Here is a 22,477-nt window from a genome sequence, read left to right as displayed (position 1 = left end):
CTTGCGAAAGACCTGCCGTGCAACGGCTCCTCGGCAAGCCCGCTGCCGTTAAATCCAGTATTCTATGGGAATCCGAACAGCATGGTAAGGAAAGCATGAAGCGCACTGCCTTCTTTGTGTCCGATCACACCGCCATCACCGCCGAAACCTTCGGACGAAGCCTCCTGAGCCAGTTCGAGTCCGTCACTTTCGAACGCGTGACCGTTCCTTTCGTCGATAGCGAAGCCAAAGCCATGGATACCTGCCGGAACATCGCCGAGGCATTCGCCCGGGACGGCCAAGCGCCATTGGTGTTCAGCACCCTGACCGACGAGCGCCTGCGGCAAATCCTGGAACGCAGCGAAGCCGTGGTGTTCGATCTTTTCGAAGCCTTTCTCGATCGCATGGAAACGACGCTGGGGCAATCCTCGGCACAGGCGATCGGGCGAACTCACGGCCTGGGCGATGCGACCCTCGGCCGAGGGCGCGTGGAAGCGCTGAAATTCGCCATCGATTGCGATGACGGCATCGGTATCGACGCCTATGACAAAGCCGACATCATCCTGATCGGCGTTTCGCGCTCCGGCAAAACCCCGGCCAGCCTGTTTCTCGCACTGCACTATGGCATCAAGGCCGCCAACTATCCGCTGACCGAGGAGGACTTGAATCTATCCGGGCTGCCGGCCGGTCTGCGGAAGCATCGCAAGCGCTTGTTCGGTTTGACCATGACCCCTGAGCGCCTACATCAGCTCAGGGAAGAACGGAGACCCGCGAGCCGCTACGCCGCTCTCGAACAATGCCGAAGTGAAATCCGCGCCGCGGATGCGCTGTTCCGGTCGGCGGGAATCCCTTATCTGGATACCTCAACCATGTCGGTGGAAGAAATCTCCGCCAACATACTGCACCGTAAGGGGTTGAAACGAATGCAATGGTAACCGGATTTGCGGTACCGCCAAATCGCACCGGGACGCGCAACATGCTTTTATTCAAAATCGCTTTCGATAAGGCATTCAGTTTGCGGGGTGGGTTAGGCCCCAGGCCGTAACCCACAAGAGTGCCCTCAATTGGCGGATTACGCGGAGCCTGTCGAAGGGCCTGTCCCGAGCTCCGTCGAAGGGCTGACCCACCCTCGATGGGTTTCGCTTCGCTCTACCCATCCTACGATGAATGTCCGTTCGAATGGCGATGGGAATCAGGCACCCGGCCGGACGGGAAACAAGCCATGCCGGTACGAAAGCGAGGCGTCGAGCCGTCAGCGGCGATCCAACTGCAAGGTGTTCTGGTCGTCGACGGAACGCTCCGAGGGTCGAGCGTGTTCGGGCGGTTTTGGCTTCAAGGTCAACTTGGCGATTCCGGTCCAGGATGCCATGAACAGCAGTAACCCGAGCGAGGTGGCCGTCAGGCGATCCGGTTGTTTCATCCAGAACAGAATCCATTTCGGTTTGATCAGGCCGACGATGAAGATCAAAATCGAAACGGCGACCAGGCACTTGAGAAAGATCAGCATACGACTCTCCAAAAATATTCTTGTTATGGCACCGGATTTTTCCGGAGAAAATGTAAGAAAAACGGGCCGTTTGACCAGTTTGGCAGCAAAGCGTTCGCGATTAAACAACAAATTGTTCGCTGAAACCAGACAATGGGATGCCGGGCACCTCCGCGCACCGGTCATCGCGATTTGCGCTTCGTTTCATCCGGCCATGCCCGCTGCTCGTCTCAGTTCAGAGCGTGTCGCGGTCCCGCGATCTCCGAGCCAAAGCCTCGCCGTCGAAGGAGATTCCCCGCCATCCGTAGCGCATGAATGCCCGGATGTTCTTATGGCTGTCTCCGTTCGGGTTCGACAGCACTTCGGCGTAATGCTCGCCGAACAGCGCCAGAGTCGCTTTCTCGGATAACTCGTGCAGCCGGCCGAAATAGAAAATCTTGCAGGAGCCTTCGTTGCTGCCCGCTTCGTTGACCACCCGGTCATCGTCCAGGCCGTTGACAAAGCGGGTTGGCCGGTAATCGTAATACTGCGCGATAAGGTCCATGGTCTCTTTGAAGGCGACGGACCGGCCTTGCTTGATTTCGGCGATAAAAGTTTCTAGCGATGTCGTCATGTCTGCGGAAAAAATTTTAAAGATGGGTTCGAATGAATGCCGGCCGGCGGCCGATGTAAACCGGACATTCGGAAATCAGCGGGCAAGTATCGGCTTGAGTTTGTCCCAAACCTGCCGGAACAGGATCGCCTGAGCGTCGCGATTCGGATGCAGGCCGTCGGCCTGCATGAGATGATCCCGGCCGCCCACGCCCTCCAGGAGGAAAGGGACGAAAGCCGTGCCGTGGGTATCGGCGACCCGTTGAAACACCTGGCCGAACAGGTCGGCGTAACGCTTGCCATAATTCGGCGGAATCTTCATCCCGAGCAACAACACCTTGGCACCGGCAGCTTTGGAACGGACCGTCATTTCACTCAGATTGGATTCCAGCTGGGCTGGCGAAAGTCCGCGCAAACCGTCGTTGGCGCCGAGTTCGAGAATCACCACGGACGGCCGATGACCGCTAAGAAGATCATCGATGCGGGCGAGACCGCCGGCGCTCGTCTCTCCGGAAATGCTGGCGTTCACGACGTCGAAGCCGAGCGGCCGCGCGGCATCCCGCAACATGGCCACCCAACCATGGTCTATCTTTTCCAAACCGTAGCCGGCACTGATACTATCGCCGAGAACAAGAACGGTTTTGGCCTGACACAAGCCCGACAAAACGAGCAGGATGAACGATATCAACAATTTTCGCATAACTCAGGAGCGGATCGGTGCGTTGGAAGATAGTGACGCAGGATTCGTCATTCGAACGGAGAATCTCGGCAAACACGTCATGACGGCGGATGGTCGACTCGATATATTGACAGCAGTCGATGTTTCGATCAAACCGGGCGAAACGCTGGCGATCGTCGGCGCGTCGGGTTCCGGCAAATCGACCCTGCTGGGCCTCCTGGCCGGGCTGGATCTGCCCTCGTCCGGCCGTATCTGGCTGGCCGGTTCGTGTCTTACCGATCTGGACGAAGACGGCCGGGCGGCGCTCCGCAGCGAGTACGTCGGTTTCGTGTTCCAGTCTTTCCAGCTGCTTCCGAATCTGACCGCCCTGGAGAACGTGATGCTGCCCGTGGAACTGGCCGGAGCCGGCGAAGAGGCTCGCCTCCGCAGCCTCGCCATGCTCGAGCGCGTCGGTCTCAGCCACCGGTTCAAGCACTATCCGCGACAGCTCTCGGGGGGCGAACAGCAGCGCGTGGCGCTGGCGCGGGCTTTCGTCACCGAACCCAAGATCCTGTTCGCGGACGAACCCACCGGCAATCTGGACAGCAACACCGGCCGGACCGTCATCGAATTGCTGTTCGAACTGAACCGGGAGAAAGGCACCACGCTGATTCTGGTCACCCACGACGAGAACCTGGCGTCCCGCTGCGAGCGCCTGATCCGGCTGGACAGCGGGCGCATCGTGGAGGGTTCGGCAGTCCGGCAAGGCTAGCGCTCATTGCTCTGGCGGGTTACGGCGCACACGAAATGAATGCCTTATCGAGAGCGATTTGGAATAAGCCGCCCTATCAAGCCGCGGCTGTTAATCTCGGACGTTGAACTCGGTAGAAGAACCACGGCCGGAATCCATGCGGCGTTTCTGCGCCATCCAAGCGGTCAACTGCCGTTTCCCTGGATGATGGAACCCGAAAAGCTATGACGGCCTGCTGCCGAGCAGATCGAGCAAAACATCGATATCCACCGGCTTGACCAGATGGTGGTTGAATCCGGCCTGGCGTGAGCGTTGCCGATCCTCTTCCTGCCCGTATCCAGAAACCGCGATCAGGCGCGTCGCGGCGAGCCGTGGGTTCTCGCGCATCCGCAAAGCCACCTCGTAGCCGTCCATCTGAGGCATTCCGATGTCGAGCAGCACGACATCGGGCACTCGCTCTTGAACCCTCTCGAGGGCAAGCTTTCCGTCGTAAACGACCTGAACCTGATAGCCGTACGCTTGGAGCAAGGTCGACAATGAATCCGCCGAAGACACATTGTCATCGACCACCAGAATGTATTGATCGGCCGCGGGCAAGCCCGCGCCTTCGACGCTTTCGCCGGATTCGCGGCCGGTGCCGGCTGCTTTTACCGTAGGCAGGCGGATCGCGAATTCACTGCCCTCGCCGGGTCCTTTGCTAAAAACCTCAACCCTGCCGTGATGCAACTCCACCAGTTTCTTGACCAGCGACAGGCCTATCCCGAGGCCTCCCCGAGAACGGGCCAGCGATCGGTCCTCCTGCGTGAACGGCTCGAAAATGCGCGGCAGAAGGTCGGCAGTAATTCCGGTTCCATTATCACGAACCCGCACCACGGCTTCGTCCGCCTCGGTTTCGAGAAGCACTTCGATATCTCCCTGGACCTCGGTGAACTTGGCAGCGTTGTGAATCAGATTGCCGATGATCTGTACGCACCGCGTTCCGTCGCCGTGGATCCAGATCGGTTCGGGCGGAACACGGACGTTCAGGCGATGACGACGCTCTTCGATCAAGGCGCGATTGGCCTCGATCGCCTGAGAAACGATCTTCCTTAAGTCGATCGTCGATTGGTCCAGCACGATTTTGCCCTGGGTCACCCGCGCGACATCCAGCAGGTCGTCCAACAAATGCGCGAGATGGGACGCCTGATCCTTGATCACCCGGCAGGCCCAGTCCTGCAGATGCTGGTGGCCCGAAGCCTTGCGTCTCATCAACTCGGTTGCATTGACGATAGCCGCGAGGGGGTTGCGCAGCTCATGAGCCAACATCGCCATGAATTCGTCCTTGTGCCGGTCCGCGTCGGCAAGTTCCTGCATGCGTTGCCTCAACTCGGCTTCCAGCCGTTTTCGCTCGGCCACCTCGGCCTCGAGTTGCCGGTTCTCCTGCAAGGCCGCCGTCCGTTCCGAGACCTTCTGCTCCAGCTGCCGGCGCGATTGATCCAGCGCCGTGCGCACCAGCAGGCGCTCGCTGATGTCGGTCAGCACCGAACGATAGAAAACACAGTGACGGGTATCCCGCATCGACGCGGTATGCATTTCAACCGGAAGATGCCAACCACCCTTTCCGACCAGACGGAGTTCCGCGGTGAGGCGCCGACGGCGCTCGCGCCGGCTTTCCGAAAGGTGGTCCGCAAACTTTTTTTGATCGGCCTTGGCGATGAACTGGACGAACGGAAGCCCGATCAGCGCGGAACGCTCCCGAGCCAGCATGCCGGCAGCGGTCAGATTGATCTTCTGGATCACGCCATGCTCGTCCAGGGTCAGATAGCCTGCCGGCGCGAAATCGAAAAGGTAGGTATAGCGGTCGCGGGACTTTGTCAGGGCCTCCAGAGAACGCTTCAATTTCTGATTTTCGTCCTCCAGTTCCAGCACACGGGCCTGAAACCCGTGCTGCGACCGATGCTCGGGCCTCGGGGCATGCACGTCCCCATCTGCGGACGCCGGCGTTTCGAGCTTCCCTTTGATCTCGCCTTCTGTCATTTCTCCCGGAATAGTCTTGTCGGTCTTATTCGACATCGTGTCGTCTCTCCAGCGTGCGCCTGAATTCCCCAACCCGGGCTTCGTAAACGAACCGGTACGCAGGATTGAAACTCTAACACAAGGAACCGGGAACAGCCGCAGGCGATTCCACCGAAACCACCTACCCCGGCTTTCACGGATTTACAAACGCGGCCAAGCTGGCTATGGTGCCCCTAATGTATGCAAGCGACAGGCAAGCCTGAAATTGTCATGGAGAACAACACCAGTGGATCGACGCCCTTCATCGTCAATGATTGCGCCCTGCTGGCCATCGCCACCGGCAGACGGGCACAGAACCTCAAGGAACTGCGTGATCAGCTGTTGATCATTCATCCGGGCAGCATTTACTTCCATTTCTGGGGCAATCTGCTCCATCCCCGTTTCGACGAACCCGAATACAGCAACGACTTCGCCGCCTGGTCCAGGCATGCCTTGCACGACAAGGTGCTCGCCGAACGCCTGAGTGTCGTCGACCCCAACAGCTACGGCACGCTCGACGAACTGCGCCAGGAATTGATCGAGATCATCGAGCAACGGCTGGACGAGCGCGAGGTACTGGCGTGGGCGCAGCCGGACCAGCAGTTCGAATTCATCCGCGCGCTTACCGTCGTTTTCCGGACAGACCTGCAGTTCTTCGCTCCCGAGAAGCTAGCCTCACGGATCGGCCATATGTCGGTCAGCAGCATCTTTTATCACTTCATCGACGCGAAGCGGCGCAACGAGAATCGGCTGGACGATTTCCGAAATTGGCTGGAATCTTTCGGCGGACGCTATGAAAGTCTCATTCAGTGCCTGGCCATGATCGACCCCTACTTCACCACGCTGACCCGTCTCCGCGAGGATTTGGCGCGGATTTTCTCCGGTTGCCTGTGCGAGGCGGATCATGGTTAATCTGCTGGACGCCTACGCCGAGGTCGTCGGCCAGGACGTCATCGACCAACTGCATCAGCTTGCCGGTACATTGCGCGACAAACGGGTGGTCCACGTCAATTCGACCCGGCTCGGCGGCGGCGTGGCCGAAATCCTGGAAAAGCATGTGCCGCTGCTGCGGGAACTCGGAATCGAAACCCACTGGGAAGTGATCACGGGCAATGCGGCGTTTTACCAGTGCACCAAGAGCTTTCACAACGGGCTTCAGGGCAAGACGGTAAACATGCCCAACGACTGGCTGCGAAATTTCGAAGAGACCAACGCCTTCAACGCCGAACAACTGCGCCCGATTCTGAGCGATGCCGACATCGTTTTCATCCACGATCCGCAGCCCGCACCGCTGCTGAGATACATTCCGGAGCGCAAGGGCAAATGGATCTGGCGCTGCCATATCGACATCAATCGTCCGAACCGCGTGATCTGGCGCTATCTGCGCGGCTTCGTCGCCGGCTATGACGCCAGCATTTTTTCGCTCGCCGCATTCGTGCAACCCCTGCCGCATGCGCAATACCTGATCCCGCCCAGCATCGATCCCTTGAGCGACAAGAATATCGATCTGCCGGAACACGAAATCGACGGTGTCTGCGAGCGCTTCGGAATCGATCGGACGCGCCCGGTCATCGTGCAGGTATCGCGCTACGACCAGTTCAAGGACCCGGTGGGCGTCATCGAAGCGTATCGCATCGCCAAGCATTTCCTGCCGGACATTCAACTGGTCCTGGCCGGAGGCTCCGCGGCCGACGACCCCGAGGGAGAAGCGGTTCTGGCGGAAGCCCGGCGGGCGGCAAACGGCGATCCCGATGTACATATCCTGCTGCTCCCGCCCGATGCCCATCGCACCATCAATGCCTTGCAGCGGGCCGCCGATCTGGTGGTGCAGAAATCGCTGCGCGAGGGCTTCGGCCTGACCGTGACCGAAGCGCTCTGGAAGGGAAAACCGGTCATCGGCGGGGATACCGGCGGGATTCGGCTGCAAGTGATCGATCACCACACCGGTTTTCTGGTCAACACCCCGGAAGGTGCCGCGCTACGTATCCGCTATTTGCTGCACGACCGGCACAAGATCGAGGAAATGGGCCATAAAGCGCGGGAGTTCGTGAGGGAAAACTTCCTGATCACCCGCCATCTTCGCGAATATCTGACGCTGATGGTCAGCGTGCTGTACACCGCGGGCGAACGCATCGAGCTGGCGGGCGGCATACGAGTCAGAGGACAGTAGGCGTTTGCCGCTTTCCATGTCCGCTCGGAATTCCGGCGGCATAGGGCCGGGGTCGCTTCGCCCATCCCGGCCGACAACCGGATTACTCGAAAACCAAACACCTCAGTCGAAACAATGATTCGAAAACACTCAATGCCGTTCGGCACAAAAATCACGAAGGAAGGCGTACGCTTCAGACTCTGGGCTCCGCAAACGAAGAAGGCGGAACTGATCCTCGAATCGGGCGGCGACGAGCGCAGTTTGTCCATGCAATCGCACGCCGGCGGCTGGTTCGAACTCGTCACTGCGGAAGCGGCGGTCGGCAGCCGTTACCGGTTTCGATTGGACGGGGGATTGGCGGTCCCCGACCCGGCCTCGCGCTTCAATCCTTCGGATGTACACGGCGCCAGCCAGGTGATCGATCCGGCCCGGTTCCGCTGGACCGACCGGGACTGGACGGGACGCCCCTGGGAACAAGCCGTGATCTACGAACTGCACGTCGGCACTTTCACGCCGGAAGGCAGTTTTCGGGCTGCACAGGACAAGCTGGACTACCTGGCTTCGCTCGGAATCACGGCGATCGAACTGATGCCGGTGGCGGATTTTCCCGGCCGCCGGAACTGGGGCTACGACGGCGTACTGCCGTTCGCGCCGGATTCCGGCTACGGAACTCCGGACGATCTCAAGGAACTTATCCAGGCGGCGCACGGCAAGGGCCTGATGGTGTTCCTGGACGTGGTCTACAACCATTTCGGGCCGGAAGGCAATTACCTGCATGTCTACGGCAAGCCGTTCTTCAGCGAGCGGCACCACACGCCCTGGGGCAACGCCATCAACTTCGACGGCGAGAACTGCCGCAACGTGCGCGAGTTCTTCATCCACAACGCGCTTTACTGGCTGGAGGAATACCACCTGGACGGATTGCGCGTGGACGCCGTGCACGCCATCTTCGACGATTCCAGCCCGGACTTCCTCGAAGAATTGGCCGAGCGGGCGCGCAGCGGGCCCGGACGCGAGCGGAAGATCCATCTGGTACTCGAAAACGACGACAACGCCGCACGCTACCTGACTCGAAAGGCGGACGGTGCGCCCCGGCATTACGACGCACAATGGAACGACGATCTGCACCATGTGCTGCACCACCTGCTCACCGGCGAGAGCGACGGCTATTACGCCGATTTTGCCGACGCGCCCGTAAAACACTTGGGACGCGCCCTGACCGAGGGCTTCGTCTACCAGGGAGAAACTTCGACCTATCGCCATGGCCGGCGGCGCGGCGAGATCAGCCGCGATCTTCCCCCTACGGCGTTCGTTACTTTTCTGCAAAACCACGATCAGATCGGCAATCGTGCCTTCGGCGAGCGTCTTTCCGATCTGACCGATCCGCGCCCCCTTCGGGCCGCGGTTACCCTCCTGCTGCTGATGCCTAACCCACCGTTGCTGTTCATGGGCGAAGAATTCGCTTGTCCGACGCCGTTCCAGTATTTTTGCGATTTCGGACCCGACCTGGCGCGAGCGGTGACCGAAGGCCGGCGCAACGAATTCGCCGGTTTCGAGCGATTCGCCGATCCGGAGCTCAGACGCGGGATTCCCGACCCTTCGGCCCCTTCGACCTTTTTCGCCTCCAAATTGGACTGGGCCGCATTGGAAACTCCACGGCATCGGCAATGGTGGTCGTTCTACCGATCGCTATTGACGCTCCGCCGCGACCGAATCGTTCCACTTTTGAAAAGCATTGACCTCGGCCGTTCGCACTTCGAGATTCTCGGCGAACGAGGCCTTTCAGTTGTCTGGCCTCCGGTCGACGGCAACGGCCTGATGATGTTGTCCAACCTGAGCGGCGAGACTCTGCCGTATCCAAACCCGCCGCCCGCTCCACCGCTGGCCGTCAGCGATCAGGACATCCCCGACAGTCTGGTCTCGGGACGGCTGCCCGCCTGGTCCACAGCCTGGTTTCTGATACTAACCGGAGATTAATGATGCCCGTCGTCAAAGCGCTGGACCAGCTTTGCGGGCTTTGCGGAATCGAGACGGAATTCGTTGATACATGGGGCGAAACGGTCCGCGTTTCCACAGATACCAAGCGGGAACTCCTGGCGGCCATGGGTATCGACGCCTCCGACGAGGCGCGGCTGCCATCGATCATGGCCGAACTCGAATCCGAGAATTGGTTACGGATTCTGCCGCCGGTCAAGGTCGTTCGGGAAGGCGAGGATTCCCGCGTCATTTGCGTTACCGTGCCCCGTCAGCTCGATCATGTTCTTTTGACCTGGCTCATGGATCTCGATGACGGCCAGCGATGGGAAGGAAACTTCTGCCCGGCCGAGCAGCCCCTGGTCGGCGAGCTCTCGGTAGGGGATCAGTGCTGCCGACGCTACGCCTTCACCTTGCCGACTCAGCCACCGCTCGGCTATCACCGCCTGACCGTGGAGTACACCGAGAGCAACCTCAAAGGCCATATGAGCCTGATCGTAACGCCGGAGCGTTGCTTTCTTTCGCCGGTTCTGGAGGAGAAACGTAAGGTCTTCGGCCTGTCACTGTCCCTCCACGCCTTGCGCTCGCAACGCAACTGGGGCATCGGCGATTTCACCGATCTCAAAAGCCTGGTCGATTACGCGGCCGAGCACGAGGCGGCAATGATCCGGGTTAATCCGCTGCAAGCGCTGAACCTGGCAATGCCCGCAATCTGCAATGCTTATGAGCCGTGCAACCGCTTCTTTTACAACCTGCTGTTCCTCGACGTCGAGGCGATTCCCGATTTCGCCGAATCCGGGACCGTACAGCAAGCCGTTGCGGACCCCGAATTCCAGGCCCGACTTCGCGCTCTGCGCGCCGAGGAGCTGATCGACTATCCGGAAACGGCGGCGGTAAAGAGCGGGATACTGGAATCGCTCTACGCTCATTTCCGGAATAGGCACTTGCGCAAGCCTTCCAAGCGCGGAAAGGCGTTTCGTGCCTATCAGGCGGCGCGCGGGCCGGCTCTTTATTACCAGTCTCTGTTCGACGCGTTGTGCGAACGCTTTGCCCGCGAAGGCGCTGCGCATTCATCCTGGACCAACTGGCCACCCCAATTCAGGGACCCTTTTTCTCCCGAAGTGCAGGGTTTCGCAGCCGAGAACGCGGCCCGGCTCGACTACTACGCCTATCTCTACTGGCAGGCGGAACTGCAAATCCAGGCGGTGTGCGAACGCGCCGCTGCGCTCGGCTTGAGCATCGGCTTATGCCAGGAATTCGTTTTCAACGCCGCCACGGACGGCTGCGAAGTCTGGTCGCAGCAGGCCTGCCACGCGCCCGGCATCCGGATCGGCTCGCCGCCGACCGAAATCTGTCCGGACGGTGAAATCTCGGCCATTTCGCCGTTCGTACCCTCGCATCTCAGGGCGGCGGCCTATCGTCCCTTCACCGCCGCTCTGCGGCAGGCCATGCGGCATGCCGGCGCCCTGCTCCTGCACCGGGTGACCGATCTGGCCCGGCAGTACTGGATTCCGGCCGGGGGGAGTTCCGAGGACGGAAGTTATGTCGCGTTCCCGTTCGAGGACCTGCTGGGCATTCTCGCCCTGGAAAGCCACCGCAATCGCTGCCTGGTGCTGGCCACCGAATGCGAAAAGGTTCCGGCGGAAATCATGGAACGGCTAAAAGCTTCGGGCGTCCTGCCCTGCAAATCGCTATTCACCTACTGGACAACCGGGAAATCGCTACCCGTCCGGGAAAATATTCAGAATTCGGCGATCATTACGTCCGCGGCCGACGAGCCGCCGCTGCGTGGATTCTGGCTGGGCCGCGATCTGGACGAACGCACCGCATTGAAGCTATTCGCCTCGGAGAATGACCGCCGCGAAGCGGTCGTAACTCGCGCCGTCGCCCGTGCCCGGCTTCTGATCACGCTGGAGCAGGAGGATCTGTTACCGTCCGACATCAGTATCCATCCGATCTCGGTGCCGGACATGACACCCGACATGGTATCCGCGATTTATCGGATGCTGTCCCGAACCGCAGCGGCAATCGTGCTGCTTCGCCTGGAAGATGCGCTCGGGCAGGCCGACCCCGTGGTGGTTCCCGGCGCACCGGTAGATTTCCCGAACTGGCGGCGAAAACTGCCGCTGGAATTTGAGCAGTGGCACAAGGAAGATACGGTCGCCTTCCTGCTGCAGAACCTGGCGGAAAACCGTAGCGGAATTCCGAAAACCCAGGTCAAGACCAAGGCGGCAACCGCGGCCGGCGTCAGTTTTACCGTCCCGCGCGCCACTTATCGGCTGCAATTCAACCGCGATTTCACTTTTCGCCAGGCGACGGAGATCCTGCCCTATCTTCAGGAACTCGGAATCAGCCATTGTTACGCGTCTCCGTATTTGAAAGCGCGGCCCGGCAGCACCCACGGCTATGACATCGTCGATCACGGCGAGCTGAACCCGGAAATCGGCGGCCGCGAAGACTTCGAACGATTCGTGACCGAGCTCTCGCGGCGCGGCATGGGCCAGATCCTGGACATGGTGCCCAATCATATGGGCGTCATGGGCAGCGATAACTTCTGGTGGCTGGACGTGTTGGAAAACGGACCGGCTTCGGATTATGCCGATTTTTTCGATATCGACTGGTCGCCGGTAAAAGATTATTTACGCGGCAAAGTCCTGTTGCCGACCCTGGGATCACCGTATGGAGCCGCCTTGGAAAGCGGTGAGATGCAACTGGCGTTCGATTCGGAGGACGGTTCCTTCTCGGTTTTCTACGGCCCTCACCGGTTTCCGATCGATCCCAAGGAATATCCGCGCATCCTCGGCTATCGGCTGGATCAGCCGAAAGCCGCCCCGCTCAGTCCGGAAGATTCTCATCTGGCGGAGTTTCAGAGCCTGATCACGGCTTTCAGCCATCTTCCCGGCCGCTGGCAAACCGGCAAGGACAAGCGCAGCGAACGCAACCGGGACAAGGAAATCCACAAACAGCAACTGGCCAGGTTGTGCGCCGCAAGCCGGGACATTGCGCAGTTCATCGCCAGGAATGTCAGCGAGTTCAACGGCGTGCCCGGGGTTCCGGCGAGTTTCGACCGGCTTCACGAACTGCTGGAGCACCAGGCCTACCGGCTGGCTTATTGGCGGGTCGCGGCCGACGAGATCAACTATCGCCGGTTCTTCGATACCAATGATCTGGCCGCCTTGTCGATCGAAAACGAAGACGTTTTCGAGGCCACCCACCGGTTCGTCCTCGATCTCATCGCCGAGGGGAAACTCCACGGACTCAGAATCGATCACCCGGACGGACTTTACGATCCGGAGGCTTATTGCCGCATGCTGCAAGACCGCGTGCTGGCGCTGGCCCGCACGGAACCGGCGGAATTCGAAAGTCAATCCGCCGCCATGCCGGACGCGCAGATGTTCTATATCGTGATCGAAAAGATTCTGGCCCTTAACGAACGCCTCCCCGGTCGCTGGCCGGTCCACGGCACCACCGGCTACGATTTCGCCAACCTGGCCAACGGCCTTTTCATCTGGCCCGGGGCGGAGCAGCCGCTGGATGCGTTCTACCGTTCCTTTTGCGGTTTTCCCGTCGATTTCGACGAATTGCTTTATCAGTCCAAGCGCCTGATCCTGAGGGTGGCGCTGTCCAGCGAGCTCACCGTGCTCGCCAACCGCCTGAGCCGGATCGCGGAAAGCGATCGCCGCACCCGCGATTACAGCCTGAACAGCCTGCGCGAGGCCTTGCGAGAAATCATCGCCTGTTTTCCCATCTATAGAACCTATGTGACCGGTCGCGGCGTGTCGGAAACGGATCGGAATTACATCGAACTCGCGGTCGAGCAAGCCAAGAGACGCAGCCTGGTCGGAGATCTCACGATCTTCGACTTCGTCCGGGAGGAACTCCTCACGACTCTGGCGGAAGGCAAGAGCGACCGCTACCGTGAACAGGTGGTTTCGTTCGCGATGAAGTTTCAGCAGCTGACCGGACCGGCCATGGCGAAGGGCATGGAAGACACGGCTTTTTACCGTTACAACCGCTTCGTATCCCTCAATGAGGTGGGCGGCGATCCCCGGCATTTCGGGGTCTTCTTGGCCGACTTTCATGGCCGTAACCAAGAACGCAGCCAATCCTGGCCGCACGCGCTGTTGAGCACGTCGACCCACGATACCAAGCGATCGGAGGATGTGAGAGCGCGCATCAACGTACTGTCGGAGCTGCCCGATGAATGGATTGCGCGGGTACGTCACTGGAGCGAGCTCAACCGGAAAAAGAAGAGCATCGTCGACGGTGATCCGGCCCCGTCCAGAAACGACGAATACCTAATCTACCAAACCCTTATCGGAACCTGGCCGCCGGAGGCGCTGAGCCCGGAATGCGCGGCGAACTACGTCGAGAGGCTGGAAGCCTATATGGTCAAAGCCATGCGGGAAGCCAAGCTGTTCAGCAGTTGGCTGAATCCGAACCTGGCCTATGAACGCGCGACCTCGGACTTTCTGCGGAAACTCGTCATTCCCGAAGACGAGGACGAGTTCATCCGCGATTTTCTCGATTTTCTGGCGGGCGTGTCCAGGGCCGGCTTGCATAACAGCCTGGCTCAAGTGTTGCTCAAGCTGACCGCTCCCGGGGTACCGGATATTTATCAGGGCAACGAGCTGTGGGATTTCAGCCTGGTCGACCCGGACAATCGGCGGCCCGTGGATTACCCGACGAGGCAGGCGCTGTTGAACGAGCTCAAGACGTGGGACCGAATGAGCGCGGAGGAGCTCGCGCCGAAACTCGCAGAAATGCTGGCATCCATGAGCGATGGACGAATCAAGCTCTACGTCACCCGGGAAACCTTGCGTGTACGGCAGCAGGATCCGGATCTGTTCCGCCGGGGCGGTTATCACCCGCTGGAAGCGGAGGGGAAAAAAGCGGAACACTTGTGCGCGTTTCTCCGCCGATTCGGCTCGCGCGCCGTGCTGGTGGCGGTGTCTCGCTGGCTACTGCGCCTCGGGAACGGGACTTTTCCGCCGCTGAACGACGAAACGGTCTGGGGCGACACCCGGCTGGCTTTGCCGCCCGCCGTCGTCGGCACCTATGCCCATGGCTTCACGCGGAAGCAGGTCAACCTGAGCGGAACGGACCCTCTGCTGGCGGCGGAATTGTTTTCCGGTTTTCCGCTGGCCTTGTTGGTCAGGGTGGATTGATGCGATAGGAGGTCGTGATGCACGCAATCGAGTCCAAACCGGTCAGACAGACTCACATGAGTCTCGCCATTCCCCTGCTGATCCTCGCACTTGCACTGCTCGCCGGGTGCGCCGACCGCAAGGTCGAATTGCCGCCGATTTCGCAAACCGAAACCGGGCTTCATCAACCGGGCCGCTTCGTCTGGCACGATCTCCTGACCGACGACTTGGCCTCCGCCAAGCGTTTTTACGGAAGCCTGTTCGGCTGGCGGTTCACCGAATTCCCCTCGGCCGATTTCGAGTATTCGATTGCCTGGAACCACGGAAGGCCGATCTCCGGTTTCGTGGCGAAAGACACCGAACCGCCGCACCCTGAAAATCAGTGGTTCAGCCTGCTATCGGTCGAGGATGTCGACCTTGCGGTACGGCAAACCAGGCGATCCGGAGGAACGGTGCCGCTGAAGCCGATCACAGCTCCGGAGCGGGGGCGATTCGCCGTCATCCGCGATCCCGAAGGCATCCCGCTGACCGTTATCCGCACCCGATGGGGCGATCCCGAACCCTCCGAACCCCGGGAGAACGACTGGTTCTGGAACGAATTGTGGACCGAGGAACCGGGCAAGACGGCACTGTTCTACCGCGAATTGGCGGGCTACCGGATCGATTCGTGGCCGCCCCGAAGCGACAAGGAACTCTACCTGATTTTCAAGCACGGCGAGGTGCCGATGGCCGGCGCCACCAGACAGCCGCTTGCCGGCGGACGGGCAGCATGGCTGCCTTACGTCCGCGTCTCGCATCTTGCCGGAACTGTTTCCCGCGCACGGAGTCTCGGAGGTAAGGTGCTCATCGCTCCCAGCCCCGATATCCGTTCCGGCACGGTAGCCGTGATCGCCGATCCCTCAGGCGCGATATTCGGCATTCAGCAAATATCGCCTTCACCGTGAAACAGGAGGTCAGATCATGCAAGCCGTCAAGAAGCCCACCGTTCTGATCATTGTCTTGACCCTCCTCACACCGTTATTGGGCGCATGCAGCAGCGTGAGACCGTACGCCGGCATCGGCATTTCCGGGCCGGGAGTCCGATACGGTCCGGTTCACGTACGTACCGGCGTCAGTCTCGGGTTTCCTCTGAGATAAGTTTTGCCCGGCGAACGGCCACAACAGGACGTGACCCGCCTTGATACCTCTTTCATGGAAAGCGTTGCAGTGAGCAAACTCGGACACCTGAGCGCCCGTCCCGACGGGACAAGAATTAACAAATCCGCGCCTACCGGCCTGCAGTCGCTACGGATCGAGACCATGCGCGAGGGACACATCTATGTTCCCGAGCGCTACCGGGGCGATCGCGCTCTTCCGCTAGTACTGATGTTTCACGGTGCGGGCGGCAACTCCAGGCTGGGGCTGGCGCCGCTCTTGAAGCTGGCGGACCCATTCGGCTTGATTTTGGCGGCCCCCGCGTCACACGCGTTCACCTGGGACGTGATCATCGAAGACTACGGTGTGGATCTGACCCGGGTCGATCGGTTTCTATCCCACGTGTTCGCCCATTACGCGATCGATCCGTCGCGAATCGCGATCGGCGGCTTTTCCGACGGGGCCTCTTATGCACTCTCCCTGGGCGTCATGAACGGCGACTTGTTCAGCCATATCCTCGCGTTTTCGCCGGGCTTCATGATATCCACGGTACAGCGCGGAAATCCCCGGGTGTTCATTTCCCACGGAACCGACGATTCCGTGTTGCCGATCGACAAATGCAGCCGCCGCATCGTGCCGAAGCTGCTGGATGCCGGTTATGAGGTCTCGTACCGGGAGTTCGAGGGCGGCCACAATGTCCCTTCGGATATCGCCCGGGAGGCCGTCCATTGGCTTGCGGGGAGAGCCGGGCTGCATTGACCGAAGCGAGTTCGTGCTTAGAAATAGAAATGGAGACCGGTTCCGAAATATTCGATATGCCTCTCGAAAAATTGTCCGTTCGGCGAGCGTCCATTGAAGTACTCGAACAGCCATTGCAAGCGCCTGCCCTCCAGCCAGGCGCTGCGAAACTCGACACCTGCCCGCGCCGAATAACCGGGATTCCAGTCGGTTCCCTCCGCGGCCTGAACATCGAGTGCCGCCACGGGATACAAAAGCTCGGTCCATAGGGGATACGGGCTGGTCAGTTCGAAACCGCCCTGCGTGAACCATGGCTTGAGAGTGCCGGGATCGGTCCGGAACAGTCCTCCCCCGCCTCCGTATACGCGCAAGACGTCGCCGAAATTCCATGACAGCAACAGATCGAAACCCTCGAACGACAAATTGATCCGGTTGACCCGGTTGCGCAGGAGATACTCGTCCCCCAGGTGCGAACTTTGGTGGAAAATACGCGTCTGGGCCGAAAACGGGCCGGACCTGACACTCAGCGGCAGTGCCACAAAAAAATCGGAATTCACCAGATCGGTAGAACTTGCGTTCAGATTGAAAATTGAAAATACGCTGGCCTGGAGCCCAACTTGCCATATGGCGCCCAATCCTTCCCATCCGTAGAACGGAAGGGTGGCACCGAAATTTGCGGAACCAACGGTATTCAGCTCTTCATCGCTCTGGTAGAACTGAATGGAGGCGGAAAAACGCGGCCATTTCGGATCGGCGATCAAGGCGTCGAAAGCCTTGGTCGGCGGAAGCCAACCGGTATAGCGTGTCAGTTTTTCGGAAGCCGAAGCCGCATGCGTCCCGGCGTGCCGCTCGCGCGTTGGGATAGTCCGGTCGCCCGGCTTCCCCACGACGACCTGCAATCCTTCCACGGTGCTCAAGACGTCAGCAACCGTTTGCGGGTCCTGTCCCTTGAGCTGAGCCGGATCCAGCACCAGCCTTCCGTTTTCCACGTTGGCTATCACATTGCGTAGACCGAAACGCATGTCGAGCATGGCCGACACGTAGCCCTCAAGGAAACGGTCATCCCTCGGGCCGGCCGAGTACGAGACAGATGAGATGAAAAATAAGAAGGAGAGAACCAATCCATAGTGGAAGCGCATGGGATAACTCCTGAAATCCGTTTGGCGTGCCGCGTGATCTTAGTCCGCAGACGAGCTCCGGACAATGTCGATGATAGGTGGTCCGCCGCGCCGGACACCGCCTCCACGTCAAGACCGATATCGGCCGAGCACCCTGAAGCTCTTGAAAACCCAAGCGGCAAGCCCCATTTTTGGACTAGAGGAAGCTCTGATAAGGAGGTATGACATATGTTCAACCGATTCACGCCTGTCGAGAACAGCCTGTTCGAGGAGTTCAAACGTCTGGAGCAAGAAATGGATGATTTATTCGGCCGCTGGCCGTGGCCGATCGGAATCAGGTCCGCCAGTCGCGGCAGTTTTCCCGCGGTGAACGTGGGCGCCACTCCCGACGAGTTGGATGTTTATTTGTTTACCCCCGGCGTCGATCCCAAGACACTGGACATCTCCATTCAGCAGAACGTGCTGTCGGTGTCCGGCGAACGTAAATCGGCCAGGAAAGAAAATGCCAACTACTATCGCCAGGAGCGTTTCGACGGCGAGTTTCGGCGCGCGATCACGCTGCCGGAAGATGTGGATCCGGACAAAGTCGAAGCCCGCTGCGAAAACGGAATTCTGCACATCAAGGCGCAGCGTCGCGAAGCAGCCAAGCCTCGCCAGATCGAAGTGAAATGAGCTAAAAGGAGAAGGAGTGCATCATGACCGAAACACAAGAAGTTGCAGCCCGACGGTCCGCTGACGTCCAAAAGCCCGAGCGTCAGATCGTGTTGAATCCGCCGGTCGATATCTGCGAGGATGCGGAAGGCATCACGCTGGTGGCGGACATGCCCGGGGTATCGAAAGAAAGACTCAACATAGAAGTGGATAAAAACGGTCTGCTGATCGAAGGCGATGCGCATTTCGAGATGCCGGAGGGCATCAAGGCGCTTTATGCGGATGTTCGTTCGACACGATATCGCCGGAGTTTCTCGCTCAGTCCTGAACTCGAATCCAACAATATCGACGCCACCCTCAAGGACGGCGTGCTTACACTGAAAATTCCCAAGCGGGCCGAACTGCGTCCGCGCAGAATCGAGGTGCGCGTCGATTAGGCAAGCCGATGCTTTCGGATTGGAACGTCGAGGCCCGGTTCGTAAAAACGCCGGGCCTTGTCATGTCCGAGAACCGGATTCGATCCCGCAGATGTAAAATAGAACATGAATGATTCAGGTACTTATCAGGCCTACGCCTCTATCCATTGAAAGAGCAAAATCCATTGACTTCGCCTCGCGTCAATAAGCGGAAGACAGCCGGCCGCAAGCGGCGAGTCGTCGCCGACGATTCCCGTTTGCAAGAAGGCATCCTTGTCTTGTGGAACGACGACAAAGGTTTCGGATTCGTACGTCCTTCCATGGGCGGCGACGATTATTTCGTCCATATCAGCGTGCTCGAGGAGGGCACGAGCCGGCGCCCGCAAGTCGGGGACACCATTTTCTACAACGTGGCAAGCGATACCCCGGGTCGAAGACGCCTTAGCTACGCCGCGATAAAAGGCGTCGATGTCTCGGAAAAAAAACCCACTGCCGGTATTCTCGCGTCTCCCCGTTCACCGTTGCTCTGGACCTTGATCGGGCTACCGATACTCTTATCGTGCTATTTGATGTGGCGGACGTATAACCCGATTCCGTTCTTTTCTTACGTTTTCTTGAGTGTCCTGGCGATCATGCTTTGTGGATTCGACAAGAAGCATGCAATCACGGGCCAGTGGCGGGTACCGGAACTTTATATGCACGTGATCGAGTTCATGGGCGGCTGGCCGGGAGCGCTCCTGGCGCAACACGATTTCCGTCACAAAATACGAAAATCTCGCTATCGGCTCATTTTGTGGGGGATTATTGCCTTCCATGGCCTGGCGTGGACAGCGTTTCTCGTTTCCAATTTTGTCGGGCGCTAATGTTCGTCGGAAATCGCACGGAGCCTGGCTGGTAGGGAGTTTCCATTGTCGTCGGCTTCCGCGGCCTGTTCGGATACCGGAAGCTTGATCACGAGTTCGCTGCCTTTTCCAGGTCCCTCGCTGCTGGCTTCGACACGGCCGTTGTGCAACTCCACTAATTTCTGAACGATCGTCAGGCCGATTCCCAGCCCGCCTTGTGCACGGTCGATGGTACGCTCGGCTTGTGTGAACAAATCGAATAACCTTGGGAGAAGTTGTGGCGGTATGCCTTCACCGGTGTCACGCACACGGATGACCGCCTCACCGGATTCGCTGGCCACAGTCAGAGCAATTTTTCCGCGTGAAGGGGTATATTTGGCCGCGTTGTTGAGCACGTTCGAGACGATCTGCGCCAAACGTACCGGATCTCCGTAGACTCGTACCGGCTCTTCGGGCAATCTCACCGAGAGTTCGTGACGGCGAGCATCGATTAACGGCTTGCTGGTTTCCAGGGCCTGTTCGATCACTGTAGAAATCGCTACAGGTTTCTTATGTAGCGTGATCTTGCCTCTGATGATGCGCGACACGTCCAGCAGGTCGTCTACCAGTCGGGTCAGATGGCCGGTTTGACGCTCGACGACATCGCGTGCCCATGCCAATTTGGGATCGGCCACACCAACTTTCCGCATGACTTGAACGGCATTCCGGATTGGCGCCAACGGGTTTCTGAGTTCATGTCCCAACATGGCCAGAAACTCATCCTTCCGGCTGTCGGCGTCGCGAAGGCTGTCTTCAACCCACTTGCGCTCCTGGATTTCCAATTCGAGCTGGCGGTTGAGTTGCATTAGCTCTTTAGTCCGCCGCGCGACCCGCTCTTCCAGACTTGCATTCAGCTGCCGGATCTTTTCCTCGGCAGCCTTGCGCTCCTGGATCTCCTTTACCAGACGGTGGTTGGTCTCCTCCAGTTCCTCCGGACTCGGCATCGCAAGGGTCTTGGGTATCAGCGGCCACAGCACAACGGCGGTGCCTATCGAGATCACGGCGGTAACCAGTTTGACCATGCCCTGAATCTCGTAAATTGGATGCCAGATGGTCCAGGCACCGAGTAGATGGGTGGTTCCGCAAGCGAGAATGAACGCGCCGAACAGTAGAAAATTATTTCGAAAACGAACACTCCGACGGTGCAGGACGAAATACAGCAAAGCGGCGGGAATAGAATAGTAGGCCAACGCCGTTACGACGTCCGAAAACACATGAAGGTAGAGTAAAGACGGCCGCCATAGCAGGCAGTATCCGTGAGGCATGAGTCCGTCGGCTGTGACGGATGTTCGCAAACTGTCCCACATGGTCATTTTCTCTGAATCGAATATATCCTCACCTAGTTCCCGCTGGCGGCCGGAAATCCGTTGGGGAAGTGGGATTAATGGCCAATGGGGAGAGAGGCTTTAGCTCTAGGAGCTTAAACCCGGGCGATCGGTCGCATGCCTTCGGACCAGTCGGTTGATCGAATTATAACGAGGCCTGGCCTGAGCTAGCGCGCAATGGACATGTACCGAAATGAAGCCGTCACCGAGGATGTATAGATACTCGAATAAGGTTCAAGTTCCCGCGGCTTCCGAAATTTCGTAGTCCGCCGACACCTGGTCTGCTCCGGCAGTCGGTGCCTGCCTGTGGATCAAGGAGAACCCGTCGCAGTAAACACGGGACAGCTGCAGAGAAGCCGATAATTCGACACACGGCAATCTGACCGATGAGGCTCACCCGCGCTCTGAGGGAATCGAACTGCGGTATTCCCTGCCATTTACCCGAGCCGCCCTAAAACTAGCTGTTCGACAGAAACTTAGCCCTTCTGGAAAACCTCAATCAAAAGGTTTTATCTGAACTGTTCTGTCCTGACGATATGCCTATGGCATAAACGGGCGACCGGTAAGTTCCCCGTAACATAATGTATCTTAAAAGACACGTGCGGAGGTCAAGAAAACCGTGCATAAGACATTTCGTACCAGTTTAGAGATAAGTATATTCACGGGGTATTACATTTTTTTGCGATAGATTTGCGCACTCGCCATCTAATTAGGTAAGGCCTCCCTTTTGTATGCCCCACGTTGACCGCGGAGCCAATAAAAGGCGCCGGTGCGCGCCGGGGCTCATATCCCCGGAAGGCCGGTTCGACTCCGGCAAGCCTTTCGAGTATAGGCCGAAACCGGCAGTGATTATTTTCAAGAAAGACCGAAGCTCATTTCCGGGACCCGTCGGCATCCATATTCGCAGGAATAACAATTCGGCTACCTCGCAACAAATTTTCGACAGGTAATCCAATAAGGAATTCCTTCATGCGAAATGAACGAAAAATCGTTCGGTCGGCCGATACTCCTTACAGACCCGAGACCTCGAGGCCGACTAGGGCCTTAAGCTTTCAGCAAAAGAGATCGGGGCATTTGTGATAACGAGGACTTATGGCACCGACAGGCCTCGTCAAAACATATAAGACGGCGCGGCGCGTGGTCATCGGATTGGCTGGAGCTACAGTAACCCTGATCGGGATCGCCTTGATCGTCCTGCCCGGTCCAGCATTTCTGCTGATTCCTTTAGGCTTGGCGATTTTGGGAATCGAGTTCGCGTGGGCACGCCACTGGCTGCGCGTCGTTAAACGGAGAACCAAAGATCTTAAGCAGGCTGCCAAAGATATCAGACGGAAAGCCGATAATCCGATTGGTAAGTAATGTTTGCTCGGCTCGGCATCAGGGCCGGAAAATGAAGGCGTCGGGCCGGCTCTAGCCCTGTTCCGGCAGGCCGCTCGCCAAAAGCG

At 58.9% G+C, this 22,477-nt stretch carries 19 protein-coding genes; 13 read left to right on the top strand and 6 right to left on the bottom strand.

Features of this window, described 5'->3' with window-relative positions:
• The first annotated feature begins 95 nt into the window (after positions 1–95).
• Positions 96–914: a posphoenolpyruvate synthetase regulatory kinase/phosphorylase PpsR gene (gene ppsR / locus sS8_RS22965; RefSeq protein WP_119631805.1), complete on the top strand. Its 819-nt coding sequence runs from the start codon at positions 96–98 to the stop codon at positions 912–914.
• A 317-nt stretch (positions 915–1,231) separates the two neighbouring features.
• Here the strand turns inward: ppsR and sS8_RS22960 are convergent, their stop codons facing one another.
• From sS8_RS22960 to sS8_RS22950, 3 genes are all read right to left on the bottom strand, one after another.
• Positions 1,232–1,486: a hypothetical protein gene (locus sS8_RS22960; protein ID WP_145986653.1), complete on the bottom strand. Its 255-nt coding sequence runs from the start codon at positions 1,484–1,486 to the stop codon at positions 1,232–1,234.
• Positions 1,487–1,700: 214 nt separating this feature from the next.
• A complete protein-coding gene (locus sS8_RS22955; protein ID WP_119631803.1) occupies positions 1,701–2,078 on the bottom strand; it encodes a HopJ type III effector protein in 378 nt (125 codons plus the stop codon).
• Positions 2,079–2,153: 75 nt separating this feature from the next.
• Complete coding sequence (locus sS8_RS22950; protein WP_119632969.1) at positions 2,154–2,756, bottom strand: arylesterase; 603 nt, start codon at positions 2,754–2,756, stop codon at positions 2,154–2,156.
• Between the two features lie 79 nt (positions 2,757–2,835).
• On the opposite strand from sS8_RS22950, the gene sS8_RS22945 reads away from it, so the two are divergent.
• Entirely contained in the window at positions 2,836–3,486 is a 651-nt protein-coding gene (locus sS8_RS22945) for an ABC transporter ATP-binding protein (protein WP_232020678.1), read from the top strand.
• Positions 3,487–3,687: 201 nt separating this feature from the next.
• Here sS8_RS22945 and sS8_RS22940 read toward each other — a convergent pair whose 3' ends face one another.
• Positions 3,688–5,517 carry a hybrid sensor histidine kinase/response regulator gene (locus sS8_RS22940; protein ID WP_119631801.1) on the bottom strand — a complete coding sequence of 610 codons (1,830 nt, stop codon included), beginning with the start codon at positions 5,515–5,517 and terminating at the stop codon, positions 3,688–3,690.
• 213 nt (positions 5,518–5,730) lie between these two features.
• On the opposite strand from sS8_RS22940, the gene sS8_RS22935 reads away from it, so the two are divergent.
• The 7 genes from sS8_RS22935 (at position 5,731) to sS8_RS22910 (ending at position 16,662) form a co-directional block, all read left to right on the top strand.
• Positions 5,731–6,411 carry a DUF5752 family protein gene (locus sS8_RS22935; RefSeq protein ID WP_119631800.1) on the top strand — a complete coding sequence of 227 codons (681 nt, stop codon included), beginning with the start codon at positions 5,731–5,733 and terminating at the stop codon, positions 6,409–6,411.
• On the top strand, positions 6,404–7,669 hold the full coding sequence (locus tag sS8_RS22930) for a glycosyltransferase (protein WP_119631799.1): 1,266 nt from the start codon (positions 6,404–6,406) through the stop codon (positions 7,667–7,669). Before sS8_RS22935 ends, sS8_RS22930 begins: the two co-directional genes overlap by 8 nt.
• A 132-nt stretch (positions 7,670–7,801) precedes the next feature.
• Positions 7,802–9,625, top strand: coding sequence for a malto-oligosyltrehalose trehalohydrolase (gene treZ / locus sS8_RS22925; protein WP_197716608.1), 1,824 nt, complete (start codon positions 7,802–7,804; stop codon positions 9,623–9,625).
• Complete coding sequence (gene treY / locus sS8_RS22920) at positions 9,625–14,790, top strand: malto-oligosyltrehalose synthase (protein ID WP_119631797.1); 5,166 nt, start codon at positions 9,625–9,627, stop codon at positions 14,788–14,790. Before treZ ends, treY begins: the two co-directional genes overlap by 1 nt.
• 17 nt (positions 14,791–14,807) lie before the next feature.
• Complete coding sequence (locus sS8_RS22915) at positions 14,808–15,713, top strand: VOC family protein (protein ID WP_119631796.1); 906 nt, start codon at positions 14,808–14,810, stop codon at positions 15,711–15,713.
• 16 nt (positions 15,714–15,729) lie between these two features.
• Positions 15,730–15,906: a hypothetical protein gene (locus sS8_RS28345; protein WP_170161221.1), complete on the top strand. Its 177-nt coding sequence runs from the start codon at positions 15,730–15,732 to the stop codon at positions 15,904–15,906.
• Positions 15,907–15,975: 69 nt separating this feature from the next.
• The gene (locus sS8_RS22910) at positions 15,976–16,662 is read left to right on the top strand and encodes an alpha/beta hydrolase (RefSeq protein ID WP_197716607.1); all 687 of its coding nucleotides are present in this window, start codon (positions 15,976–15,978) and stop codon (positions 16,660–16,662) included.
• Positions 16,663–16,679: 17 nt separating this feature from the next.
• Here sS8_RS22910 and sS8_RS22905 read toward each other — a convergent pair whose 3' ends face one another.
• On the bottom strand, positions 16,680–17,780 hold the full coding sequence (locus tag sS8_RS22905) for a DUF1207 domain-containing protein (RefSeq protein WP_119631795.1): 1,101 nt from the start codon (positions 17,778–17,780) through the stop codon (positions 16,680–16,682).
• Between the two features lie 207 nt (positions 17,781–17,987).
• On the opposite strand from sS8_RS22905, the gene sS8_RS22900 reads away from it, so the two are divergent.
• The 3 genes from sS8_RS22900 to sS8_RS22890 all read left to right on the top strand — a co-directional run bounded on the left by sS8_RS22900 (position 17,988) and on the right by sS8_RS22890 (position 19,689).
• Entirely contained in the window at positions 17,988–18,431 is a 444-nt protein-coding gene (locus sS8_RS22900) for an Hsp20/alpha crystallin family protein (protein ID WP_119631794.1), read from the top strand.
• A 23-nt stretch (positions 18,432–18,454) separates the two neighbouring features.
• Positions 18,455–18,847 carry an Hsp20/alpha crystallin family protein gene (locus sS8_RS22895; protein ID WP_119631793.1) on the top strand — a complete coding sequence of 131 codons (393 nt, stop codon included), beginning with the start codon at positions 18,455–18,457 and terminating at the stop codon, positions 18,845–18,847.
• Between the two features lie 164 nt (positions 18,848–19,011).
• On the top strand, positions 19,012–19,689 hold the full coding sequence (locus sS8_RS22890; protein ID WP_232020400.1) for a DUF1294 domain-containing protein: 678 nt from the start codon (positions 19,012–19,014) through the stop codon (positions 19,687–19,689).
• Here sS8_RS22890 and sS8_RS22885 read toward each other — a convergent pair.
• Positions 19,686–21,020, bottom strand: a complete 1,335-nt coding sequence (locus sS8_RS22885) for a sensor histidine kinase (RefSeq protein WP_119631792.1) — start codon at positions 21,018–21,020, stop codon at positions 19,686–19,688. The two genes, sS8_RS22890 and sS8_RS22885, sit on opposite strands and share 4 nt — an antisense overlap.
• Before the next feature lie 1,104 nt (positions 21,021–22,124).
• On the opposite strand from sS8_RS22885, the gene sS8_RS22875 reads away from it, so the two are divergent.
• Positions 22,125–22,391 (top strand): PGPGW domain-containing protein, encoded by a 267-nt coding sequence (locus sS8_RS22875; protein WP_119631790.1) that lies wholly within the window; start codon positions 22,125–22,127, stop codon positions 22,389–22,391.
• Positions 22,392–22,477 lie beyond the last annotated feature (86 nt).

This window comes from Methylocaldum marinum (assembly GCF_003584645.1).
In the GTDB taxonomy this organism is placed as follows: domain Bacteria; phylum Pseudomonadota; class Gammaproteobacteria; order Methylococcales; family Methylococcaceae; genus Methylocaldum; species Methylocaldum marinum.
The sequence above is the reverse complement of the archived record's forward strand: the minus strand, read 5'-3'. Positions and strand labels throughout refer to the sequence as shown.